The 24,290-nt window shown below is 67.2% G+C and carries 19 protein-coding genes and 1 tRNA gene; 17 read left to right on the forward strand and 3 right to left on the reverse strand.

What is annotated here, in order from left to right; translation table 11 throughout:
* Positions 1-29 precede the first annotated feature (29 nt).
* The 6 genes from B9P64_RS04575 to B9P64_RS04600 all read left to right on the forward strand — a co-directional run bounded on the left by B9P64_RS04575 (position 30) and on the right by B9P64_RS04600 (position 10,566).
* Entirely contained in the window at positions 30-3,593 is a 3,564-nt protein-coding gene (locus B9P64_RS04575; RefSeq protein WP_085315020.1) for a transglutaminase family protein, read from the forward strand.
* A 92-nt stretch (positions 3,594-3,685) separates the two neighbouring features.
* Complete coding sequence (locus B9P64_RS04580) at positions 3,686-6,238, forward strand: circularly permuted type 2 ATP-grasp protein (RefSeq protein WP_085315021.1); 2,553 nt, start codon at positions 3,686-3,688, stop codon at positions 6,236-6,238.
* Between the two features lie 8 nt (positions 6,239-6,246).
* Positions 6,247-7,182, forward strand: a complete 936-nt coding sequence (locus B9P64_RS04585) for a transglutaminase family protein (protein ID WP_085315098.1) — start codon at positions 6,247-6,249, stop codon at positions 7,180-7,182.
* 99 nt (positions 7,183-7,281) lie between these two features.
* On the forward strand, positions 7,282-8,706 hold the full coding sequence (locus B9P64_RS04590) for a circularly permuted type 2 ATP-grasp protein (protein ID WP_085315022.1): 1,425 nt from the start codon (positions 7,282-7,284) through the stop codon (positions 8,704-8,706).
* Between the two features lie 32 nt (positions 8,707-8,738).
* Positions 8,739-9,728, forward strand: coding sequence for an alpha-E domain-containing protein (locus B9P64_RS04595; protein ID WP_085315023.1), 990 nt, complete (start codon positions 8,739-8,741; stop codon positions 9,726-9,728).
* Between the two features lie 25 nt (positions 9,729-9,753).
* The gene (locus B9P64_RS04600) at positions 9,754-10,566 is read left to right on the forward strand and encodes a transglutaminase family protein (protein WP_085315024.1); all 813 of its coding nucleotides are present in this window, start codon (positions 9,754-9,756) and stop codon (positions 10,564-10,566) included.
* A 36-nt stretch (positions 10,567-10,602) separates the two neighbouring features.
* Here the strand turns inward: B9P64_RS04600 and B9P64_RS04605 are convergent, their stop codons facing one another.
* On the reverse strand, positions 10,603-11,874 hold the full coding sequence (locus B9P64_RS04605; protein ID WP_085315025.1) for a Glu/Leu/Phe/Val family dehydrogenase: 1,272 nt from the start codon (positions 11,872-11,874) through the stop codon (positions 10,603-10,605).
* 309 nt (positions 11,875-12,183) lie between these two features.
* Between B9P64_RS04605 and B9P64_RS04610 the strand changes: the two genes are divergently transcribed.
* Complete coding sequence (locus tag B9P64_RS04610) at positions 12,184-13,101, forward strand: proteasome-type protease (RefSeq protein ID WP_139826141.1); 918 nt, start codon at positions 12,184-12,186, stop codon at positions 13,099-13,101.
* A 22-nt stretch (positions 13,102-13,123) separates the two neighbouring features.
* On the forward strand, positions 13,124-13,921 hold the full coding sequence (locus tag B9P64_RS04615) for a phosphodiesterase (RefSeq protein ID WP_085315026.1): 798 nt from the start codon (positions 13,124-13,126) through the stop codon (positions 13,919-13,921).
* Between the two features lie 18 nt (positions 13,922-13,939).
* On the opposite strand, the gene B9P64_RS04620 is transcribed toward B9P64_RS04615, so the two are convergent.
* Positions 13,940-14,737: a 3-hydroxybutyrate dehydrogenase gene (locus tag B9P64_RS04620; protein WP_085315027.1), complete on the reverse strand. Its 798-nt coding sequence runs from the start codon at positions 14,735-14,737 to the stop codon at positions 13,940-13,942.
* Between the two features lie 89 nt (positions 14,738-14,826).
* Here B9P64_RS04620 and B9P64_RS04625 point away from each other — a divergent pair, with 89 nt between their 5' ends.
* Both B9P64_RS04625 and B9P64_RS04630 read left to right on the forward strand, forming a co-directional pair.
* Positions 14,827-15,711 (forward strand): alpha/beta fold hydrolase, encoded by an 885-nt coding sequence (locus B9P64_RS04625; RefSeq protein ID WP_085315028.1) that lies wholly within the window; start codon positions 14,827-14,829, stop codon positions 15,709-15,711.
* A gap of 43 nt (positions 15,712-15,754) precedes the next feature.
* A complete protein-coding gene (locus tag B9P64_RS04630) occupies positions 15,755-16,108 on the forward strand; it encodes a RidA family protein (RefSeq protein ID WP_085315029.1) in 354 nt (117 codons plus the stop codon).
* A gap of 10 nt (positions 16,109-16,118) precedes the next feature.
* On the opposite strand, the gene B9P64_RS04635 is transcribed toward B9P64_RS04630, so the two are convergent.
* Positions 16,119-16,952, reverse strand: a complete 834-nt coding sequence (locus B9P64_RS04635; RefSeq protein ID WP_085315030.1) for a M90 family metallopeptidase — start codon at positions 16,950-16,952, stop codon at positions 16,119-16,121.
* A 255-nt stretch (positions 16,953-17,207) separates the two neighbouring features.
* On the opposite strand from B9P64_RS04635, the gene B9P64_RS04640 reads away from it, so the two are divergent.
* The 7 genes from B9P64_RS04640 to pheS all read left to right on the forward strand — a co-directional run bounded on the left by B9P64_RS04640 (position 17,208) and on the right by pheS (position 24,285).
* The gene (locus tag B9P64_RS04640; RefSeq protein WP_085315099.1) at positions 17,208-19,490 is read left to right on the forward strand and encodes a RelA/SpoT family protein; all 2,283 of its coding nucleotides are present in this window, start codon (positions 17,208-17,210) and stop codon (positions 19,488-19,490) included.
* A 46-nt stretch (positions 19,491-19,536) separates the two neighbouring features.
* Positions 19,537-19,613 (forward strand) — tRNA-Val (locus B9P64_RS04645).
* A 218-nt stretch (positions 19,614-19,831) separates the two neighbouring features.
* Positions 19,832-21,739, forward strand: a complete 1,908-nt coding sequence (gene thrS / locus B9P64_RS04650) for a threonine--tRNA ligase (RefSeq protein WP_085315031.1) — start codon at positions 19,832-19,834, stop codon at positions 21,737-21,739.
* Positions 21,740-21,832: 93 nt separating this feature from the next.
* On the forward strand, positions 21,833-22,363 hold the full coding sequence (gene infC, locus B9P64_RS04655; protein ID WP_085315032.1) for a translation initiation factor IF-3: 531 nt from the start codon (positions 21,833-21,835) through the stop codon (positions 22,361-22,363).
* Between the two features lie 137 nt (positions 22,364-22,500).
* Positions 22,501-22,698, forward strand: coding sequence for a 50S ribosomal protein L35 (gene rpmI / locus B9P64_RS04660; protein ID WP_085315033.1), 198 nt, complete (start codon positions 22,501-22,503; stop codon positions 22,696-22,698).
* A gap of 32 nt (positions 22,699-22,730) precedes the next feature.
* A complete protein-coding gene (gene rplT, locus B9P64_RS04665; protein ID WP_085315034.1) occupies positions 22,731-23,087 on the forward strand; it encodes a 50S ribosomal protein L20 in 357 nt (118 codons plus the stop codon).
* Between the two features lie 145 nt (positions 23,088-23,232).
* The gene (gene pheS / locus B9P64_RS04670) at positions 23,233-24,285 is read left to right on the forward strand and encodes a phenylalanine--tRNA ligase subunit alpha (protein ID WP_085315035.1); all 1,053 of its coding nucleotides are present in this window, start codon (positions 23,233-23,235) and stop codon (positions 24,283-24,285) included.
* Positions 24,286-24,290 lie beyond the last annotated feature (5 nt).

Raw genomic sequence — 24,290 nt, forward strand, 5'->3', positions numbered from 1 at the left:
AACTCCGCGCTCAAAGCGGAGACTCAACCTTGGCCATTCACGTCGCCCTCAGCCACATCACCGATTACCGTTACGACCGCCCAATCAACCTCGGGCCCCAAGTCATCCGGCTGCGCCCCGCGCCGCACTGCCGCACTCCCATCCTGTCGTACTCGCTGCGCATCGAGCCCGAGACGCACTTCCTCAACTGGCAGCAAGACCCGTTCGCCAACTATCTGGCGCGGCTGGTCTTCCCCGAGCCCACCACCAAGTTCCGCATCGCCATCGACCTCGTGGCCGAGATGGCGGTCTACAACCCGTTCGACTTCTTCCTCGAACCCGAGGCCGAGAACTACCCCTTCCCCTACGAAGACCAGGTCAAGGCCGAACTCGCGCCCTACCTCGAAACCAAGGAAAACGGCCCGCTGTTCAAGGCGCTGCTCGACAGCGTCGACCGCAATGTCGAAGGCACGGTCAACTTCCTGGTTGCCATCAACCAGAAGCTGCAAGCCGCCGTGCAATACCTGGTGCGGCTCGAACCCGGCATCCAGACGCCCGAGGAAACGCTCGAAAAGGCCTCCGGCTCCTGCCGCGATTCGGCTTGGCTCATGGTCCAGCTCTGCCGCCATCTGGGCATTGCCGCGCGTTTCGTGTCGGGCTATCTCATCCAGCTCAAGCCCGATGTGAAGTCGCTCGACGGCCCGAGCGGCGCCGAAGTCGACTTCACCGACCTGCACGCCTGGTGCGAGGTGTTTCTGCCGGGCGCCGGCTGGATCGGCTTCGATCCCACGTCGGGCCTGCTCGCCGGCGAAGGCCACATCCCGGTCGCCTGCACGCCCGAGCCGAGCGCCGCCGCGCCGGTCAGCGGCCTGATCGACGAATGCGAAGTCACGTTCGAGCACCACATGAGCGTGCAGCGCGTGTTCGAGTCGCCGCGCGTGACGCTGCCGTACACCGAAGACCAGTGGGCCGCCGTGCTCAAGCTGGGCCAGAAGGTCGATGCCAGCCTCGTCGCCAACGACGTGCGCCTGACGATGGGCGGCGAGCCGACCTTCGTCAGCGTCGACGACCGCGACGGCGCCGAATGGAATACCGAAGCGCTCGGGCCCACCAAGCGCGGCTTCTCGACCGAGCTGGTGCAGCGCCTGCGTGCCCACTATGCCGAGGGCGGCTTCCTGCACTTCGGCCAGGGCAAGTGGTATCCGGGCGAGCAGCTGCCGCGCTGGGCGCTCAGCTGCTACTGGCGCAAGGACGGCCAGCCCTGCTGGACCCGGCCCGAGCTGTTCGCCGACGAGCGCGAGCCGTCGAGCTATGACGACACCGATGCCAAGCGCTTCGCCGAAGCGCTCGCGCGCAAGCTCGGCCTCGTCACCGACTTCATCACCCCCGGCTACGAAGACACCTGGTACTACCTGTGGCGCGAACGCCGGCTGCCGGTCAACGTCGATCCGTTCGATTCGCGGCTCGACGACGAGATGGAGCGCGCGCGCCTGCGCCGGGTGTTCGATCAGGGCCTCGAAAAGACGGTCGGCTACGTCCTGCCGCTCAAGCGCGACTGGAACGTGCAGCTCGGCGGCCCGATCTGGACCACCGGCCCGTGGTTCTTCCGCGATGAGCGCATGTACCTCATCCCGGGCGATTCGCCGATGGGCTACCGCCTGCCGCTCGACTCGCTGCCCTGGGTGAAGAAGGGCGAATACCCGTTCCAGATCGAGCAGGACCCGTTCGCCGCGCGCGACACGCTGCCGAGCTACACGGCGCTGCGCTCGCAATTCCCGGGCGGGCTGTTCGGCTCGGATGAAAGCGCGCATGGCGGCTACGGCTCCGGTGCGGCGGGTTACGGCGCCGGCGCCTATGGCAGCGGCGTGGAAGGCCCGGACGGCACCGGCCGCCACGGTGCCGCCGACGGCGCGCTCGACGCGGACGGCCGTGCCATCGCTTCGGCGCTGGCCGGCGATGCCAGCGGCGACGGCAAGGGCCCGGGCGCCGACCGCGCCAGCGCCGCCAGCTTCCAGACCGTGTCCAGCACCACCGACACGCGCTATCCCAGCCGGTTCGAGTCGGCGCACTGGATCACCCGCACCGCGATGTGCATCGAGACGCGCGGCGGGCATCTCTACCTGTTCATGCCGCCGCTGCAACAGCTCGAGGACTACCTCGAGCTGCTGGTGGCGATCGAAGCCACGGCGGCCGACCTCGACATCAAGATCATCCTCGAGGGCTATCAGCCGCCGCGCGATCCGCGTCTGCAAATCCTGCAGGTCACGCCCGATCCGGGCGTCATCGAGGTCAACATTCACCCGGCCGCCAACTGGGACGAGGTGGTCGAGCACACCGAATTCCTCTACGAGGCGGCGCACTACACCCGCCTGTCGACCGAGAAATTCATGCTCGACGGCCGCCACACGGGCACCGGCGGCGGCAACCATTTCGTGATGGGCGCGGCCACGCCGGCCGACAGCCCCTTCCTGCGCCGGCCCGACCTGCTGGCCAGCCTGATCGCGTTCTGGAACAACCATCCGTCGCTGAGCTATCTGTTCTCGGGCCTGTTCATCGGCCCGACCAGCCAGGCGCCGCGCATCGACGAGGCGCGCAACGACCAGGTGCTCGAATTCGAGATCGCGCGCCAGGAAATCGACCGCCTGCTCAAGGCCAACGGCGGCCCCGGCACGGCCTACATGCCGCCGTGGCTCATCGACCGCACGCTGCGCAACATCCTCATCGACGTGACGGGCAACACCCATCGCAGCGAGTTCTGCATCGACAAGATGTACCCGCCCGATTTCGGCGGCACGCGGCTCGGCCTGCTGGAACTGCGCGCGTTCGAAATGCCGCCGCATGCGCGCATGAGCATCGTGCAGCAGCTGCTGCTGCGCGCCCTCATCGCCACGTTCTGGAACAAGGCCTACTCGCAGCCGCTGACGCGCTGGAATACCGAGCTGCACGACCGTTTCATGATGCGGACCTTCGTGCAGATGGATTTCGAGGACGTGCTGCACGACCTGCGCGACGGCGGCTTCGACTTCGATCCGGCCTGGTTCGCGCCGCACTTCGAGTTCCGCTTCCCGCTGGTGGGCAAGGTCGCCGCGCGCGGCATCGAACTCAATCTGCACAACGCGCTCGAACCCTGGCACGTCATGGGCGAGGAGGGCGCGGCGGCCGGCACGGTGCGCTATGTGGATTCGTCGCTGGAGCGCGTGGAAGTCAAGGTCACCGGCCTCAACGACCAGCGCCACATCGTCACCTGCAACGGCCGGCCGATTCCGCTCCAGCCGACCGGGCGCGTGGGCGAGTTCGTGGCTGGCGTGCGCTACCGCGCCTGGGCGCCGCCGTCGGCGCTCCATCCCACGATCGGCGTGCATGCGCCGCTCACCTTCGACATCGTCGATACCTGGATGGAGAAGTCGCTCGGCGGCTGCCGCTATCACGTCGCCCATCCGGGTGGCCGCAACTACGTGACCTTCCCGGTCAATGCCTATGAAGCCGAGAGCCGCCGGCTCGCGCGCTTCAGTACCATCGGTCACACCCCGGGCCGCATGGTGGTCGAGCCGGTCGGCCGAGGCCGCGACAAGGCGAGCCTCGAAATGCCGTTCACCCTCGACCTGCGGCGCTGAGGTTTTCAGTCCCCGGCCAGCGCGCGCGAGCGTGCCGGCCGGGCCGTCCTGACCGCCGTTGGCGGCGGGTCACGAACGGTAAAAGCATCACCGTGGAATCCCTCTTCTCTGGCGTCGAACCCGCCGTCTCCGCCTCCGATGCGGCGGCGCGCGCGGCCCGCATTGCCGTGCCGGCGCGTACCGGCCATTTCGACGAGTTGCGCGGCTGTTCCAGCTGCGACGCGCGCAAGGAAAAGCTCGCGCCCGGCTGGGAGCAGTTCTTCAACGTGCTCGGCCTGCCGGGCCTTGGCCAGCTCGACGACGCGGCTCAGACCGTCGAGCAGCAGATCCGCGAAAACGGCATCACCTACAACGTCTATGCCGATCCCAACGGCGCGTCGCGGCCGTGGTCGCTCGACCTGCTGCCGTGGGTCGTCAGCGCCAAGGAATGGGCCGGGCTCGAAGCCGGACTCGCACAGCGCGCCGAACTGCTCGAACGCATCCTGCACGACCTGTACGGCGAGCAGCGCCTGCTGCACGACAACCTGCTGCCGGCGGCCATCACCGTTGGCCATCCGAGCTATGTGCGGCCGATGCGCTGGGTCGTGCCGGCCGGCGGCGTGTTCCTGCACATCGCCGCGTTCGACCTGGCGCGCGGTCCGGAAGGCGAATGGCGCGTGGTGTCCGAGCGCACCCAGGCGCCGTCGGGCCTGGGCTATGCGCTCGAAAACCGGGTGACGATCAGCAAGCTGTTTCCGGGGCCGTTCCGTCAGCTCAAGGTGCAGCATCTGGCGTCGACGTATCGGGCGCTGCTCGATTCGCTGCTGGCGCATTGCCCGCGCGGCACTGCCGGCAAGGTGGTGCTGCTCACGCCGGGGCCGTTCAACGAAACCTATTTCGAGCAGGCCTATCTGGCGCGCTACCTCGGCATTCCGCTGGTCGAGGGCGGCGATCTGACGGTGCGCGACCAGCGCGTCTTCCTCAAGACGCTGCACGGACTGGAGCAGGTCGACGCGATCCTGCGCCGGCTCGACGACGATTTCTGCGATCCGCTCGAACTGCGCTCCGACTCGGCGCTCGGCGTGCCGGGCCTGATGCAGGCGGTGCGCGCCGGCCATGTGCTGCTGGCCAATTCGCTCGGCTCGGGCTTTCTGGAGTCGGCGGCGGTGCAGGGTTTTCTGCCGGCGGTCTGCCGCAACCTGATGGGCGAGGAACTCAAGCTCACCTCGCTGCCCACCTGGTGGTGCGGCGAGGAGGCGGCGCTCGAAGACGCGCTGCCGCATCTGTCGCAACTGGTGGTCAAGAGCACCTGGGGCAAGCGCTTCACGGCGCGCATCGGCGCGCATGCCACCGACAACGAGATCGCCGCGCTCGAAAAGCGCATCCGCGCCAATCCGGCCGACTACACGCTGCAAGAATTCCTGCCGCTGTCGCAGCTGCCGACCTGGAGCGACGGCCGCATCGTGCCGCGCGCCGCGATGCTGCGTGCCTTCGTCATCCGCGATGCCGAGGGCGGCTGGCGCGTGCTGCCCGGCGGTCTGGTGCGCACCGCGCATTCCGACCAGCTGGTGGTGTCGATGCAGAGCGGCGGCAGCAGTGCCGACGCCTGGGTGATGACCGACGGCACGGTCGACGAGTTTTCGCTCATGCCCGGCCGCATGCGGCCCGAGCAGATCGCCGGCCGGCGCCGCGTGGTGTCGAGCCGCTCGGCCGAGAACCTGTTCTGGCTCGGCCGCTATACCGAGCGCGCCGAATTCGGCGTGCGGCTGTCGCGCGCGGTGCTGGCCGCGATCAGCGCCGACGACGAGCCGCCGCGCGCCGTGCTCGACGTGCTCGGCCAGCTCAGCCGCAACTTCGGGCTGGTGCCGCCCGGCACGCCGGCCATCAGCGCCTCGCGCGCCGAATTCGAGCGCGCGCTGATCGCCAAGCTCGGCGATCCGGCGGCGCTCGGCAGCCTCGCGTTCAATCTGGCCTCGCTCGAACGCTCGGCCGGCCACATCCGCGACCGGCTCGCGCCCGATCACTGGCGACTCATCGTCGCGGCGCGCGTCGACCTCGACCGGCGGCTGGCGCGCGGCCGGCTGCACGGCGGCACCATCGCCCATGCCCAGCGCGTGCTCAGCGAGTTGGCCGACGACCTCTCCGCCATCACCGGCGCCCAGGCCGACCGCATGACGCGCGACGACGGCTGGCGGCTGCTGTCGGCCGGACGCCAGCTCGAACGGCTGTCGTCGCTCGCCGGCAGCATGCTCACGGTGCTCGAGTCGGGCGCCGGCAACTATTCGGCCGGGCTCGAACTGCTGCTCGCGCTCTACGACAGCACCATCACCTATCGCTCGATCTACCAGCGCAGCGTCGAACTGCCGGCGGTCGCCGATCTGCTGGTGCTCGACCGCAGCAATCCGCGCTCGCTGGCCTATGTGTATTCGCGCCTCATCCGCGACATCTCGCGGCTGCCGGGCGGCGGCCAGGGCACGGCGCTGAGCGTGCCCGAGCCCGATTCCTGGCAGCTCGCGGCACTCTGCCGCGCCGATGCCGCCGGCGTGCCGCGCGCGCTCACCGCGCTGGTGCGTGCGCTCTGCGCCGTGTCGCGCGTGCTGTCGGACGACCTCAGCCGGCGCTATTTCAGTCTGGCCGAAGGCTGGGTCCGCCCGGTCATGTCCTGATGAGCACCATGAACACAGCCGTCATTCCCGCGCCGCGCGCCATTGAAGTGCAGCGTCTCAAGGTCATTCACCAAACCACGTACCACTACGCGGCGCCGGTGGATGTCGCGCACCATCTTGCGGCGCTGCGGCTCGCGCGCCTGCCCTGCCAGCGCATCGAGCAGCAGGAGCTGATGATCGCGCCGCTGCCGGCCAGCCACGGCCGCTGGACCGACGGCTACGGCAATGCGCGCGACTTCTTTTCCATCACCGGCTCGCATGCGGTGCTGGGCGTGTGCTCGGCCGGCATCGTCGAGCGCGCCGTGCCCGGCGTGCCGACGCGCGGCCAGCCCTGGGAGCGGCTGCGCGACGGCCTGCATTTCCGCGTCGGCGTGCCCTATGACGCGGCGGCCGAATTCGCGCTGCCGTCGCCCTGGGTGGCGCTGCATCCCGAGCTGGCCGCCTTCGCCGCGCCGAGCTTTCCGCCCGGTCGCGACGTGATCGAGGGCGTGCTCGATCTGATGCGCCGCGTGCATGAGCACTTCACCTTCGATCCGGCCGGCACCGACGTGGAAACCTCGGCGCTCGATGCCTTCAAGCTGGCCCACGGCGTGTGCCAGGACTACGCCCACGTCATGATCGGCGCGTTGCGCGCCATCGGTCTCGCGGCGCGCTACGTGAGCGGCTATCTGCTCACCAATCCGCCGCCGGGCCAGCCGCGCCTGATCGGTGCGGATGCGTCCCATGCCTGGGTCAGCGTCTATTGCGGTGCGGATTCGGGCGGAGATGGCGGCTGGCTTGAGCTCGATCCCACCAACGACGTGATCGTCGGATCCAAGCATGTGACCGTCGCGTATGGTCGCGATTACGGTGATGTCACCCCGTTGCGAGGCGTGCTCCAGGGGGGCGGCGCGCACACGCTCGAGGTGGCGGTCACCGTGATGCCGATGGAGGAAGAGGTCTGACGCGCCGCTGCCGTGCAATGGCACGGAACTTGAAGGCGCTGTATTCAAGGTACGAAGCTCCCCCTGCAAACACCTGCCCATCGGAGACAACAAGACACCATGGCTGTCCAGCGCTTTTTCGACGAGATGTATTCCGACGCTGCGAACCGGCAGGTCCGCCCGCACTACGACCACTTCGACCAGTGGCTGAGAGAACAGCCCACCGATGTCATCGCCGCCAAGCGTGCCGAAGCCGATCTCATCTTCCGGCGCGTGGGCATCACCTTCGCCGTGTATGGCGATGAATCGGGCACCGAGCGCCTGATTCCGTTCGACATCATTCCCCGCATCATTCCGGCGGCCGAATGGAAGACGATGGAAGCCGGCCTGCGTCAGCGCGTGACCGCGCTGAACATGTTTCTGCACGACATCTATCACGACCAGAAGATCATCAAGGCCGGCGTCGTGCCGCCCGAGCAGATCCTGCGCAACGGCCAGTTCCGCGCCGAAATGCAGGGCATCGACGTGCCGCAGAACATCTATGCCCACATCGCGGGCGTCGATGTGGTGCGTGCCGGTGCCGGCGAGTACTACGTGCTCGAAGACAACCTGCGCGTGCCCTCGGGCGTGAGCTACATGCTCGAGGACCGCAAGATGATGATGCGGCTCTTCCCCGAGCTGTTCGCCAAGCATCGCGTGGCGCCGGTGGCCCACTATCCCGACATGCTGCTGGAGAACCTGCGCAGCTGTGCGCCGCAGGGCATCAGCGATCCGACGGTCGTGGTCATGACGCCGGGCATGTACAACTCGGCCTATTTCGAGCACGCCTTCCTGGCGCAGCAGATGGGCGTCGAGCTGGTCGAGGGGCAGGATCTGTTCGTCGACAAGGGCTATGTGTTCATGCGCACCACGCGCGGCCCGCAGCGGGTCGACGTGATCTACCGCCGCGTCGACGACGACTTCCTCGATCCGCTCGCGTTCCGGCCCGATTCGTCGCTCGGCGTGCCCGGGCTGCTGAGCGTGTACCGCGCCGGCAATGTGACGCTGGCCAATGCCATCGGCACCGGCGTCGCCGACGACAAGAGCACCTACTGCTTCGTGCCGGACATGATCAAGTTCTACCTCGACGAGGACCCGATCATCTCCAACGTGCCCACCTATCAGTGCCGCAAGGAGCTCGATCTGAGCTACGTGCTGGCCAACCTCAAGGATCTGGTGGTGAAGGAGATCCACAACGCCGGCGGCTACGGGATGCTGGTCGGTCCGGCCTCCACCACGGCCGAGATCGAGGACTTCCGCGTCAAGATCAAGGCCAAGCCCGAGAACTACATCGCCCAGCCCACGCTGGCGCTGTCGGCCTGTCCGACCTTCGTGGAAGCCGGCGTCGCGCCGCGCCACATCGACCTGCGGCCCTTCGTGCTGTCGGGCAAGAACGTGGCCATGTGCCCCGGTGGATTGACGCGGGTGGCCCTGCGGGAAGGGTCGCTCGTCGTCAATTCGTCGCAGGGCGGCGGCACCAAGGACACCTGGGTCCTCGAATCCTGAACAGCGCCATCCACCAAGCTAGAGAACACAAGATGCTGAGCCGCACCGCCGATCACCTTTTCTGGATGGCCCGTTACACCGAGCGTGCCGAGAACACCGCCCGCATGCTCGACGTGAACGTGCAGACCTCGCTGCTGCCGCTGTCGAATGTCGACGCCGACCGCGGCTGGCGCAGCATGCTCGGCATTTCCGAGCTGCTGAGCCGCTACGAGGCGCGCTTCGGCACCGTGCTGCATGCGCGTCAGGTGCTGGACTTCATGGTCCGCGACCCCGAAAACCCCAGCTCGATCCTATCCTGCCTGCAAGCCGCGCGCGAAAACGCGCGTGCCGTGCGCGGCACGCTCACGACCGAAGTGTGGGAAACGCAGAACGACACTTGGCTTGAGCTGCAACGCATCATCAAGAGCAAGGTGCTCGACACCGACCCGAGCAATTTCTTCGAGTGGGTGAAGTTCCGGTCGCACCTGTCGCGCGGCGTGACGCTGGGCACCATGCTCAAGGACGAGGCGTTCTACTTCATCCGCCTGGGCACCCACCTCGAGCGCGCCGACAACACCGCGCGGATTCTCGACGTCAAGTTTCACGGCGCCGAAGACCTGCTCCAGCTCGACTACGCCAACCCCAATCGCATGCGCGCGCTCGACCAGACCGACGCGCAGCGCGACTTCTATCACTGGGCGGCGGTGCTGCGCTCGGTGTCGGCGTTCGAGGTGTATCGCAAGGTCTATCGCGACGTGATCACGCCCGAGCGCGTGGCCGAGCTGCTCATCCTCAACGGCGCCATGCCGCGTTCGCTGGCCAACTGCATGAACGAGGTGCTGAGCAATCTGGGCAGCATCACCAATGCGCAGAGCGCCGAGACCGAACGCCGCGCCGGCCTGCTGGTGGCCGAGCTGCATTACGGCCGCATCGACGACGTGTTCCACACCGGTCTGCATGCCTACCTGACGAGCTTCCTCGAAAAGGTCGGCGATCTGGGCAACCGCATCTCGCGGGATTTCCTCGTGCCGCTGGTCGGCTGACGTTCATCACGGAGGGCCGGGAGAGATGCGCCTTTCGGTCCTCCATGAAACGACGTACAGCTACACCGCGCCGTTCCACTATTCCATCCAGCAGCTGCGGCTCACGCCGCGGCCCTGCGCCAACCGGTCGGTGGTCGAATGGCAGCTGACCGGCCCCGTGCCGCTCAGCGCCACGCCCGATCCCTTCGACAACCCGATGCACACGCTGTCGATCACGAACCACGGTTCGAAGATCCATGTGAGCGCACGCGGGCTGGTCGAGACCACGCCGCCGCATGACGGCCGCGTGGACGAGAAGCCCGGCCGCGGCGACTCGCCGCATCACTTCGTTTCCGCCACCCACTTCACCCAGCCCGACGAGCGCCTGCTCGACTTTGCCGCCGCCTTGCGCGACCGGCCCGGTCCGGCGGCGCTGCTCGATTTCGCCCAGCTGGTGCGCGATGCAGTGCAGTACGAGACCGGCTCCACGCATGTGGGCGTGACCGCCGCCCAGGCGCTGGCGCAGGGGCGCGGCGTGTGCCAGGACCATGCGCATGTGTTTGCCGCCGCCTGCCGCGCGCGCGGCGTGCCCTGCCGTTACGTGTCGGGCTATTTCTGCCCCGAAGGCGCGCCCGGCGAGGCCAGCCACGCCTGGGCCGAAGCCTGGGTCGAAGACCCGCTGCTGCCCGGCGGCGGCAGCTGGACCGGCATCGACGTGACCCATGCCGGTTTTGCCGGCGAGCGCCATGTGCGGCTCGCCATCGGCCGCGACTACGAATCGGCCGCGCCGATCCGCGGCATGCGCAGCGGCGGCGGCGCCGAGCGCATGCGCGTGCTGGTCCACATCACGCCGCGCTGACGGCGCGCCGGCTGCTTCTGCCAGCCGGCGATGCGCTCAGGGATAGAGCCCGCGCTCCTCGCGCGCCTGCAACACCCGCGTGCAAGCCACCACGAAGGCCGCCGTGCGCAGCGGAATGCGATGGTGCTCGGCCGTCTCCCAGATCTGCCGGAAGGCGCCGGCCAGGATCTTGTCGAGCCGCAGATTGATCTCGTCCTCGGTCCAGAAGAACGAGCTGAAGTCCTGCACCCACTCGAAGTAGGACACGGTCACGCCGCCCGCATTGGCGATCACGTCGGGCACCACGGTGATGCCGCGCTCGCCGAGGATGAGATCGGCCTCGGGCGTGGTCGGGCCGTTGGCGCCCTCGATCACCACCTTGGTCGGCAGCCGCTGGGCGCGTGCCGCCGTGAGCTGGCTTTCGAGCGCGGCCGGGATCAGCACATCGCTTTCCACCTCCCAGAAGGCGTCGTCGGCGATGCGCTCGCCGCCGGCAAAGCCGCCGATGCCGCCTTTCTCGCGCAGCTCCTGCATCAGCCCGGCGATGTCGAGCCCGCCCGGGTGATAGACGGTGCCGGTGTGGTCCTGCACCGCGACGATCCTGGCGCCGTTGCCGGCAAACATCTCCGCCGCCGCCGAGCCCACATTGCCGAAGCCCTGCACCGCCACCCGCACGCCGTTCAGCTCCATGCCGAGCCGGCGCAGCGCCTCGCGGCCCACCACGAACACGCCGCGCCCGGTCGCCTTCACGCGGCCGAGCGAGCCGCCGAGCGTGAGCGGCTTGCCGGTGACCACGCCGGTCACCGTGGCGCCGACGTTCATGGAATAGGTGTCCATCATCCAGGCCATGATCTGGGCATTGGTGTTCACGTCCGGCGCCGGAATGTCCTTGTCCGGCCCGATCACCAGGCCGATCTCGCTGGTGTAGCGGCGCGTCAGCCGCTCCAGCTCCTTGCGCGACAGCGTCTTGGGATCGACCCGCACGCCGCCCTTGGCGCCGCCATAGGGCAGGGCGACCGCCGCGTTCTTGATCGTCATCCAGCCGGCCAGCGCCATCACCTCGTCGAGGCAGACCTGCGGGTGATAGCGCACGCCGCCCTTGCCCGGTCCGCGCGACAGGTTGTGCTGCACGCGGTAGCCCTCGTAATGCGCAATGGTCCCGTCGTCGAGTTCGATCGCCACGTCGACGATCAGGCAGCGCTTGGGTCGGCGCAGGGTCTCGGACCAGCGCGCCAGCGGCCCCAGATAGGGCAGCACGCGGTCGACTTGCGCCAGATAGGTATGCCAGGCGCTGGTTTCGCCCGGCGGCACGAAGGACAGGTTGGACATGACTGACTCCTCTGGACCTGCAAGCTGCCGTCGTTCCGGCGACGGCAAAAAAAAAGCGCCCGGACGCAAAAGAGCGAACCGGGCGCGAACGATCCTTGGGCCTTGCGGCCGGGATCGCATCAGGAAGGCATCAAACTGGGATTCAGGATGCGCCGGCAGCGGCGCTGCGGTTGCACCGAAAAGGCACCGGATTCGGCCGTATTTGCGCTTGCGGCAATCCGCCGGCGCGTGACGCCCCGCAAGTACACCGATGCCGCGCCGTAGAGACCGGTGGTTAAACTCAAACCCTTTTCCGCCTTCGGGACCCACATGACTTATTGCGTCGCCATGCGCCTCGACGAAGGCATCGTTTTTCTGTCCGACTCCCGCACCAATGCGGGCGTGGACCACGTCTCCACCTTCCGCAAGATGACCGTGTTCGAGCGCCCCGGCGATCGCACCATGGTCGTGATGACGGCCGGCAATCTCGCCATCAGCCAGGCCGTGCGCCAGTGGCTGCAAGAGCGCAGCACCGAGGACGGCCTCACGGTCTGGACCGCCAGGACCATGTTCGACGCGGTGCGCGTGGTGGGCGATGCGGTGCGTGCCGTTCATGAGCGCGATGCCGATCAGCTGAAGAAGTTCGGCGTGGACTTCAATTGCGCCTTCATCTTCGGCGGCCAGATCAAGGGCGAGCCGCCGCGACTGTTCCAGATTTATGCCGCCGGCAACTTCATCGAGGCAACGCCCGAGAACCCGTATTTCCAGATCGGCGAGGCCAAGTACGGCAAGCCGATCATCGACCGCATCATCAATCCGTCCACGCCGCTCGACGAGGCCGCCAAGTGCGCACTGATCTCGATGGACTCGACGCTGCGCTCGAACATCTCGGTCGGCCTGCCGCTCGATCTGCTGGTCTACGAGGCCAACGCGCTGCGCGTGACCCGCTTCGTCCAGATCGACAACGACAACCACTACTTCCAGATGATCCACAACACCTGGGGCAAGCGGCTCCAGCAGGTGTTTGGCGAGATTCCGGATCCGACCTGGGGCGAGACCGGCTCGCGCTTCGCCCATCCCGACTACCGGCTCGGGCAGAAACATGCGGACGGCCATGCCGACCGCGAGCCCCAGCATCAGCCGCCGCGCGCGCCGCTGCCGGCCGCCCTCGCCGAAGAGGCGGCAGTGCTGGCCGAGGAGCGCATCCAGACCGTGGCGGCCGGCGGCCTGCCGCGTCAGGCGCAGTAGGCCGGCCGAGGCGGTGGGCGTCATGGTCTGCCTCGCCCAGCTGTCCGATCTGCATGTGGCCGCGCGGCCCTTGCAGGGCGTGGTCGACAGTGCGGCGCTGGCGCGTGCCGCCGTCGCCGCCGTGCTGCGCGCCGAGGCTCAGCCCACCGCCTGCGTGCTCACCGGCGATCTGGTCGATGCCGGCGATGTCGCGAGCTATCGGCTGCTGGCCGAGCTGATCGCGCCGCTGGAGGCGCGCATGGCGGTCTATCTGCTGCCCGGCAACCACGATGCGCGGGCACCGTTGCGCGCGGTGTTCGGCCGGCACGGCTATCTGCCGGCGACCGGGCGCCTCGACTATTGCGTGGACCTGGGCGGCGTGGCGCTGATTGCGCTCGACAGTCTGGTGGAGGGCAGCGGCCACGGCGCGCTCGATGCCGCCACGCTCGACTGGCTCGATGCCACGCTGGCCGCCACGCCGGCGCGACCGGCCATCGTCGCGCTGCACCATCCGCCGTTTGCCACCGGCATCGGCTTCATGGACCGGCTCGGGCTCCGCGACGGCGCGGCGGCGCTCCAGGCCATCGTGGCGCGCCATCCGCAGGTGCTGCGCGTGATCTGCGGCCATGTGCATCGCGCCATCGCCGTGGGCTGGGCCGGGCGCATCGGCATGACGGCGCCGTCCACCGCCCAGCAGATTCCCTTCGATCCGGCCGCCGGTGCGCGCGAAGCCTTTGTGCTTGAGCCGCCCGGCTGGCTGCTGCATCGCTGGGATGGCGCCACGCTCCAGACGGCAGTGCTGCCGGTGGAGCGCAGCGCCGGGCCGATCGATTACGCCTGACCGGCCCCGTCGCGCGGCTTACTGCGCGACCCAGCCGCCATCGACGTTGTAGGCCACGCCGCGAATCTGCGCCGCCGCATCGCTGCACAGGAACACCGCCAGCCCGCCGAGCTGCTCCGGCGTCACGAATTCGAGCGACGGCTGCTTCTCGCCGAGCAGATCGCGCTTGGCCTGCTCGATCGTCTTGCCTTCGGCGGCGGCGCGCGCATCGATCTGCTTTTGCACCAGCGGCGTCAGCACCCAGCCCGGGCAGATCGCGTTGCAGGTGATCGGCAGCTGGGCGGTTTCGAGCGCCACCACCTTGGTCAGGCCGATCACGCCATGCTTGGCCGCCACATAGGCCGACTTCTGCGCGCTGCCCACCAGCCCGTGCGCCGACGCGATGTTGATGATGCGGCCCCAGCCGCGCGCCTTCATGCCCGGCAGCGCCGCCTTGATGGCGTGGAAGTTGGACGACAGGTTGATCGCGATGATCGCGTCCCACTTCTCGTCCGGAAACTCGTCGACCGGCGCCACATGCTGGATGCCGGCGTTGTTCACCACGATGTCGAGGCTGCCGAGCTTGTCCTGCGCATGCTTGACCAGCGCCGCGATCTCGGCCGGCTTGCTGATGTCGGCGCCGTGGAACTCGGTGCGCACGCCGAACTTCTCGGCGGTTTCGCGGCGCAGCGCCTCGATCGCGGCCGGATCGCCGAAGCCGTTGAAGACGATGTCCGCGCCCTCGGCCGCCAGCGAATGCGCAATGCCCAGGCCGATGCCCGACGTGGAACCCGTGACCAGTGCAACCTTGCCCTTGAGGCTAGTGTTCAAAGCCATTGCCGCCTTCTCCTGAAGTCTTACAGTGGATCGATCTCGCGCAAGCGAAGCTCGCCTGCGAAGTCAACCATCCGATTCTAGGCAGACCCATGACCGCCATCGAACAACCGCGTTTCAATTCGGTTCAATGTCTTTCCCCAGTGGGCCTGCATCGCATGGCCTGGACCGAATGGGGCGACGCGGCCAATCCGCGCGTGGCGCTGTGCGTGCACGGTCTCACCCGCGTCGGGCGCGACTTCGACCGGCTGGCCCGGGCGCTGGCGGCCGACTACCGCGTGGTCTGCCCCGACATCGTCGGGCGCGGCGCCAGCGGCTGGCTGGCCGAGGCGCCCGGCGCGGCCCAGCACTACGCCGTGCCGCAATACGTCGCCGACTGCATCTCGCTGCTGGCGCGCCTCGATGCGCAGACCGTGCATTGGGTCGGCACCAGCATGGGCGGGCTGATCGGCATGGCGCTCGCGGCGCTGCCCGGCAATCCCATCGCGCGCCTGGTGCTCAACGACGTCGGCGCGGTGCTGCCGCTCGATGCGCTGCGCCGCATCGGCAACTACGTGGGCCTGCCGCTGCGCTTTGCCAGCTTCGACGAGGGCGTGGCCTATGTGCGCAGCGTGGCCGCGCCCTTCGGCCCGCACAGCGACGACGAATGGCGCGAGCTGGGCGGCAATGTGCTGGCGCGCGACGGCGAGCAATGGCGCCTGCACTACGACCCGCGCATCGGCGAGGCCTTCCGCCAGATCGCGTCCGAGGGCGAGGCGACCGAGCTGCCGCTCTGGGCCGTGTACGACGCCATCCGCTGCCCGACGCTCGTGCTGCGCGGCGCCGACTCCGACCTGCTCTCGGCCGCCACCTGCGCCGCCATGGCCGAGCGCGGCCCGCGCGCCCGCACCGTGGAATTTGCCGGCATCGGCCATGCGCCGACCTTGATGCACGCCGACCAGATCGCGGCGGTGCGCGGCTTTCTGCTGGCTGACTGATGCGACAATCCCGCCCCTTTTCACTCCCCGGGGGGAACACAGCATGAGCGAACTCAAGCGCTTTCACGTCGGCGCACGCCTGTCGGAAATGACCGTCTACAACGGCGTCGCCTATCTGGCCGGCCAGGTCGCCGCCGATGGCAGCCAGGACATCACCGGTCAGGCCACGCAGGTGCTGGCCGCCATCGACGCGCTGCTGGCCGAAGCCGGCACCGACAAGTCGCGGCTGCTGCAAGTCGTCATCTACCTCAAGGATCTGGCCGACTTCCCGGCGCTGAATGCGGTGTGGGACGGCTGGATCGTGCCGGGCAGCACGCCGCCGCGCGCCACCGTCAAGGCCGAACTGGCCAAGCCCGAATGGCGGGTGGAAATCGTCTGCACCGCCGCCGTCAACTGAGCGGCGGCCGTCAGCTGGCTGCGCAGCCGGGCCTGAAATAGGCGTCGAACAGCGCGGCCAGATGCGGGAAGGCGTCGCGCAGCCGCGCCGGCGTCACGAAGTAGGCCTCGGTGGCCACGGCAAAGAATTCGGCCGGGCTGTCGGCGGCATAGGCGTCGAGCGGCAGTTCGCGCTCGTAGATCGCGCGGCCGGCGTCGCTTTCGGGGTCGATGTCGCGCGGAAAGCGCTGTTCCAGATCGTCGAGCGCCCAGCAGAAGGCTTCATGCGCGGCGTCGAGTTCGCCGATCCAGTCGTCGGGATCGATGCCGGCATGCAGCGCCGGATCGAAGGCCGGCACGCCGTCGGCGATGCCGCCGTTGCGCAGGTCGAGCTTGTGCGCGAATTCATGGATGACCGGCGCGTAGGCTGGGCCGTCGCTGCGGCCGGCGCCGCGTTCCACCTCGGCCCAGCCGAGCACGACCGGACCGCCGGCCATGGTTTCGCCGGCGCGCGCGCCGCTGTCGTCATGCACCAGGCCGAATTCGTCGGCCACTTCGCGCCGCACCAGGAATTCGCCCGGATAGACGACGATTTCGCTGAACTCGTCATAGGCCTGCGGTCCCAGATGCAGCACCGGCAGCGCGGCCTGCATGGCGATGGCCGCGCGCGCGAAGTCGTCGAGCGCCAGGTCGTGTACCGGGGTGATGGCCTTGTCTTCGAGGAAGTCGGCCGCAAGTCGCGCCAGCTGGTCGGCGTCGGCGCGGTCGGGCAGGGCCAGGAAGGGAAAGGCCGCGACGACCGCATCGCGCAGGCCGGCGGGCAGGGTGGTCGGTTCGCGGCGGGCTCGGGGCCACCAGTTGAACATGTCGGTTCGAGGCGAGTGCTGGGACGTCCGAGTATCGCCGTGACCGCGGGCCGCGCATCGGCGTCGGTCACGGACTGCGGCTGGACGGTGGCTGGCGCGGGCCGATACGGATCGCGCGCCCGGTCAAAGGCACGTAAACAGCCCGGGAATTGCGGACCTTGGTCCGTGTTTCGCTTGCAGCAAGCGCAGTGGCGCCCCGGTCGTGGGGCGTGGCGGTCGGCAGTCGCCCCAGGGTGACGCGGCCGGGAGATGAAGATGGTGTATGTGGCGCAAAGCCGGCCGGCCGCACTCAGCGGCGAGGCGGCGAACGATGCGGCCGATCAGGCATTGATCGCCGAGGCGCTGGCCTGCGCCGAGCGCGCCTACGGCGAGCGTCATGCGCCGACCGGCGAGCGCGTGGCCGACCATGCGCGCGAGCTGTCGAGCATCCTCGCCGGGCTGCGCACCGACCGCGCCACCCAGCTTGCGGCGGTGCTCTACGGCACCACCGACGCCGACCGTGCCGAGCATCCGCTGCCCGAGGACAGCATCGCGGCGCGTTTCGGCAGCGATGTGCTGGGCATGGTGCGCGGAATCGTGCAGCTCATGCGCGTGACCGAGCTGGCGCGCGACATGACCGCGCTGCGCGAAGGCGCCGAGGCCAACAAGCGCGACCGCGAGCTGGAGCACAACCGCCAGGCCGAGGCGCTGCGCAAGATGCTGCTGGCGATGGTCGGCGACCTGCGCGTGGTGCTGGTGCGGCTGGCGTCGCGGCTGCGCACGCTGCGCTTCTTCGCCGACAACAAGGATCGCGCCGATTGCGGCACGCCCGAGCAGCGCCGCCTGTATGCCGAGGAGACGATGGAGCTGTATGCGCCGCTCGCCAACCGGCTCGGCATCTGGCAGCTCAAGTGGGAGATGGAAGACCTCGCGTTCCGCTTCATCGAGCCCGAGATCTACAAGCGCATCGCCAAGGAACTGGAGGAAAAGCGCGTCGAGCGCGAGGCCTTCATCACCAGCGCCATCGCGCGGCTGCGCAGCGAGATGAAGGCGTCGGGCATCGTCGCCGAGGTGAGCGGCCGGCCGAAACACATCTACAGCATCTGGAACAAGATGCGTGGCAAGGGGCTCGACTTCGGCGGGCTCTACGACGTGCGCGCGTTTCGCGTCATCACCGACGACATCAAGGATTGCTACACGGTGCTCGGCATCGTGCACAACCTGTGGCAGCCGATTCCCAAGGAGTTCGACGACTACATCTCGCGGCCCAAGGCCAACGGCTACCAGTCGCTGCACACCGTGGTGGTGGCCGACGACGGCAAGCCCTTCGAGGTGCAGATCCGCACGCGCGAGATGCATCAGTTCGCCGAGTACGGTGTCGCCGCGCACTGGCGCTACAAGGAAGCCGGCAACCGCAGCGAGACCGCCGGCAGCGCCTACGACCAGAAGATCGCCTGGATCCGCCAACTGTTCGCGTGGAAGAACGAGGTTGCGCGCGAGGGCGGTGAGGAGGCGGTCGAGAAGCGCTTCGACGCCGAGGAATGGGCTGATCGGCTCAAGTCGGGCGCGGTCGACGACCGCATCTACGTGCTCACGCCGCAGGCGCGCGTGATCGATCTACCGGCCGGTTCCACGCCGATCGACTTCGCCTACCACCTGCATTCCGACCTGGGCCATCGCTGCCGTGGCGCGCGCGTGGACGGCGCGATGGTGCCGCTCAACACCGCGCTGCGCACCGGGCAGACGGTCGAGATCATCGCCGGCAAGAACATCGGCGCCGGGCCGTCGCGCGACTGGCTCAATCCCAATCTGGGCTATCTGGCCAGCAGCCGCGCGCGCACCAAGGTGCGGGCATGGTTCAACTCGGTCGAGCAGGAAACGACGATGCTGGCCGGTCGCGCCCGCATCGAGCGCGAGTTGCAGCGGCTCGGGCGCACGGCGGTGTCGCTCGACGAAGTGGCGAGCGGTCTGGGCTACGGCAAGCCGGACGATCTGTTCACTGCCGCCGCGCGCGACGATTTCAATCTGCGCCAGATCGAGGCGCTGTTCGAGGAGCCGCAGGACGAGCCCGAGCTGCATCCGGCGCGCATCGGTCGCGGCAAGGCCGATGTGACCAAGAGCGGCGTGCTCGTCGTCGGCATCGACAAGCTGCTCACGCAGCTGGCCAAGTGCTGCAAGCCGGCGCCGCCCGACGCGATCATGGGCTTCGTCACGCGCGGCAAGGGCGTGTCGATCCACCGCGACGACTGCCTCAACTTCCTCGCGATGGCCGAGCGTCATCCCGAGCGCGTGATCGAGACGCAATGGGGGACGGGGCCGAGCAACACCGTGTTCCCGGTCGATGTGTTCGTGCTGGCCAACGACCGCCAGGGCCTGCTGCGCGACATTTCGGATGTGTTCGCGCGCGAGCGCATCAACGTGATCGGCGTGAACACGCAGAGCGCGCGCGAGCATGCGCGCATGCAATTCACCGCAGAAATCGCCGATTCAGCCGCGCTCACCAAGGCGCTGAATCTGATTCGCGATGTGCCGGGTGTGATGGAAGCGCGACGGAAATGACACAGCGCTTGGCAAATCTGAAAAACACGCTATGATGCACGGCTTCGGGCGCTTAGCTCAGTTGGTTAGAGTACTACCTTGACATGGTAGGGGTCACTGGTTCGAATCCAGTAGCGCCCACCACCCGAACAAGCATCAAACGGCCCAAGGCCGGCGAGCAATCAAGGACGAGAAAGGCAGCACGGGTTATGACACCGCGAACTTTCAGCTCCAAGATTTCCCGTCAGGTCTGAAGCTTTCACTGCATCAAAGATAAAGCGCGGCCTGGTCCGCGCTTTTTTCTTGTCTGCTCGCAGCAGAACATCGTCGGCGCGGCCAGGTCCTCACCCAGAGGTCTGCACATGGTCGCAATCACGCTCCCCGACGGTTCCCGTCGCGAATTCGAAGGTCCGGTCACGGTCGCGCAGGTTGCGCAGTCGATCGGCACCGGGCTCGCCAAGGCGGCGCTCGCCGGTCGTGTCGATGGCAAGCTCGTCGACACCAGCCATCTGATCGACGCCGATGCGCAGCTCGCGATCGTCACCGACAAGGACGCCGACGGTCTCGAAGTCATCCGTCACAGCACGGCCCACCTGCTGGCCTATGCCGTGAAGGAGCTGTATCCCGACGCCCAGGTCACGATCGGCCCGGTGATCGACAACGGCTTCTATTACGACTTCTCGTACAAGCGCCCCTTTACGCCCGAAGACCTCGCCGCCATCGAGGCGCGCATGGCCGAACTCGTGCGCAAGGACGAGCCGGTCACGCGCCGCGTGCTGCCGCGGGATGAGGCTGTTGCGTACTTCAAGGGCATCGGCGAGGCCTACAAGGCCGAGATCATCGAGAGCATTCCGGCCGATCAGGACGTGTCGCTTTACACCGAAGGCGGTTTCACCGACCTGTGTCGCGGCCCGCATGTGCCGAGCACCGGCAAGCTCAAGGTCTTCAAGCTGATGAAGGTGGCCGGCGCCTACTGGCGTGGCGACAGCAAGAACGAGATGCTCCAGCGCATCTACGGCACGGCCTGGGCCAAGAAGGAAGATCAGGCCGCCTACCTGCACATGCTCGAAGAGGCCGAGAAGCGCGATCACCGTCGCCTCGGCCGCGAGCTCGATCTCTTCCACATGCAGGAAGAGGCGCCGGGCCTCGTGTTCTGGCATCCCAAGGGCTGGACGCTGTGGCAGCAGGTCGAGCAGTACATGCGCGCGGTCTATCGCGACAATGGCTACCAGGAAGTCAAGGCGCCGCAAATCCTCGACAAGTCGCTCTGGGAAAAGACCGGTCACTGGGACAAGTACCGCGAGAACATGTTCACGACCGAGAGCGAGAGCCGCGACTACGCGCTCAAGCCGATGAACTGCCCGGGTCACATCCAGATCTACAAGAGCAGCCTGCATTCCTACCGCGACCTGCCGCTGCGCTACGGCGAGTTCGGCCAGTGCCATCGCAACGAGCCCAGCGGCGGCCTGCACGGGATCATGCGGGTGCGCGGCTTCACGCAGGACGATGGCCACATTTTCTGCACCGAGGACCAGATCCTCGACGAATGCGTGGCCTTCACGACGCTGCTGCAGAAGGTGTATGCCGACTTCGGCTTCAGCGACATCATCTTCAAGATCGCGACCCGCCCCGAGAAGCGCATCGGCGCCGACGAGCTGTGGGACAAGGCTGAGGCGGCGCTGATGGAATCGCTGCGGCGCTCGGGCCACGCGTTTGAAGTCGCGCCGGGCGAGGGCGCCTTCTACGGCCCGAAGATCGAGTTCACGCTCAAGGATGCGATCGGTCGGCACTGGCAGTGCGGGACGATCCAGGTCGACTTCTTCATGCCCGAGCGGCTTGGCGCCGAGTACGTCGCCGAGGACAACACGCGCAAGCTGCCGGTGATGCTGCACCGCGCCATCGTCGGTTCACTGGAGCGTTTCATCGGCATCCTCATCGAAAACCACGCCGGTGCGATGCCCGTCTGGCTGGCTCCGGTGCAGGTCTGCGTGATGAATATTTCCGAGGCTCAGGCCGATTACGCCAAGGCCGTGGCACAAACACTGCAAAAACAAGGCTTTAGAGTCGAGGCCGATTTGCGTGGCGAAAAGATCAACTATAAAATCCGCGATCGCTCTTTGCAGAAGATTCCCTATCTGCTCGTCGTTGGTGACAAAGAGAAGGAATCGGACGCCGTAGCCGTGCGTGCGCGCGGTGGCAAGGATCTCGGTGTAATGCCGGTTTCCGCGATTGCGGAGCGTCTTGCGGCTGAAATTGCCGCCAAGGCCTGATTCTTCGACCACATGCGCATCCCGCGCGGTTTTTTGCTTTTCTGAAAGGAAGTACCCATCGCTACTTCGTTTGGCTCCCGCTACTCGCGTGAACTGCCGCAACGCGACAACAAGAACTCTCACCGCCTGAATCGCGAGATCACGGCGCCTGAGGTCCGTCTGGTCGGTGTCGATAGTGAACCGCTGGGCATTGTTCGCTTGCCCGACGCGTTGGCGAAGGCAGAGGAACTGGACGTCGATCTCGTCGAGATCGCCCCCACCGCGCAGCCGCCGGTGTGCCGCCTCATGGACTACGGCAAGTTCAAGTACCAGGAGCAGAAGAAGGCGCATGAGGCCAAGCTCAAGCAGCACATCATCCAGGTCAAGGAAGTCAAGTTCCGGCCGGGTACCGATGACGGCGACTATGGCGTCAAGCTGCGCAACCTTCAGCGCTTCCTTGAAGAAGGCGACAAGGCCAAGGTCACGTTGCGTTTCCGTGGTCGTGAAATGGCCCACCAAGACATCGGCATGCGCATGCTCGAAAAGCTGCGCAACGACCTCGAGGCAGTCGCTCAGGTCGAACAGATGCCCAAGCTCGAAGGACGCCAGATGATCATGATTCTGGGTCCCAAGAAGAAGAAGTAAGCCCGCAAGGGTCGGCGGCTGGTCCGCCCCATGTTTTTCGTGACTGGCGATTTGGCAATCGCCGTCCGCAACAAGCTGCGAATGGGTATCAAGCGCTTCGTCAGAAGCCACCGATCGCAGCAATCCAGGAGCTGTAAATGCCGAAGATGAAGACCAAGAAAAGCGCTGCGAAGCGCTTTGTGGTGCGCCCGGGCGGCACGGTCAAGCGTGGCCAAGCCTTCAAGCGCCACATCCTGACCAAGAAGACCACCAAGAACAAACGCCATCTGCGTGGGACCGAGGCCGTGCACGACACGAACCTCAAGTCGGTCCACGCAATGATGCCGTTCGCTTGATCGTCCCGGAATTCGAAGTCAGGAGTTAAACAATGCCTCGCGTCAAACGTGGTGTGACCGCTCGTGCGCGTCACAAGAAGGTTATCGATGCAGCCAAGGGTTACCGTGGCCGTCGCAAGAATGTCTATCGCATCGCCAAGCAGGCGGTCATGCGCGCCGGGCAATACGCCTATCGCGATCGCCGCAACAAGAAGCGCGTGTTCCGCGCGCTGTGGATCGCGCGTATCAACGCTGCGGTTCGTGAGCATGGCGTGACCTATAGCGTGTTCATCAACGGTCTGAACAAGACCGGCATCGCACTCGACCGCAAGGTCCTGTCCGACATGGCCATCACCGACAAGCCCGGCTTCGCCGCGCTGGTGGGCCAGGTGAAGGCCGTTCTGGCCTGATCGCCGTCCGGCCTTTCGGGCGTCATCGACGGGGCACAGGCTGACGCCTGCTGTCCCGTTTGCTTTTGTGCTCGCGCATGGCGCGGCGCGCATCCCGATTCCCCCAATTCGAAGACCGCGCATTGCGACGCGGACGACCCTGCACATGGACAATCTGGACAGCCTCGTGGCGGGCGCGACGGCGGATTTCGCCGCTGCCGCCGATCCGGCGTCGCTCGAAGACGCGAAGGCGCGATACCTCGGCAAGAGCGGTCGCATCACCGAACTGATGAAGTCGCTGGCCGCGCTGCCGCCGGAGCAGAAGCGCGAGGCGGGCGCGAAGATCAACGCGGCCAAGCAGGGCATCGAGGCGGCGCTGAATGCGCGACGCCAGGCGCTGGCCGATGCCCAGCTCGCGGCGCGACTCGCGTCGGAAGCCATCGACGTGACGCTGCCGGGCCGGGCGCGCGGCGCGGGCGTGATCCATCCGGTGATGCGCAGCTGGATGCGCATCGAGGAGATCTTTGCGTCGATCGGCTTCGACGTGGGCGACGGCCCGGAGATCGAGACCGACTGGTACAACTTCAGCGCGCTCAACAATCCCGAGAATCATCCGGCGCGGTCGATGCAGGACACCTTCTATGTCGACATGAAAGATGCCGACGGAAGGCTGCTTTGCCTGCGCACGCACACCTCGCCGATGCAGGTGCGCTATGCCCGCGCCCATGTGGCAAAGCACGCAGCCCAGGTGGCGTCGGGCGACATGCCCGAGATTCGCGTGATCGTGCCGGGCCGCACCTACCGCGTGGACAGCGACGCGACCCACTCGCCGATGTTTCACCAGTTCGAGGGCCTGTGGATCGGTCGCGACGTGAGCTTTGCCGACCTGAAGAGCGTCTACACCGCCTTCCTGCACGCCTTCTTCGAGCGCGACGACATCGTCGTGCGCTTCAGGCCCAGCTATTTCCCGTTCACCGAGCCCTCGGCCGAAGTGGACATGATGTTCGAGGACGGGCCGCTCAAGGGCCGCTGGCTGGAGATCGCCGGCTCGGGCCAGGTGCATCCGACGGTGGTGCGCAACTACGGGCTCGACCCCGAGCAGTACGTCGGCTTCGCCTTCGGCAGCGGCCTGGAGCGGCTGACGATGCTGCGCTATGGCGTCGAGGATCTGCGGCTGTTCTTCGAGGGCGATCTGCGCTTCCTCGAACAGTTCCGCTGACCCGC

Source organism: Derxia lacustris (assembly GCF_002105195.1).
Lineage (GTDB): Bacteria > Pseudomonadota > Gammaproteobacteria > Burkholderiales > Burkholderiaceae_E > Derxia > Derxia lacustris.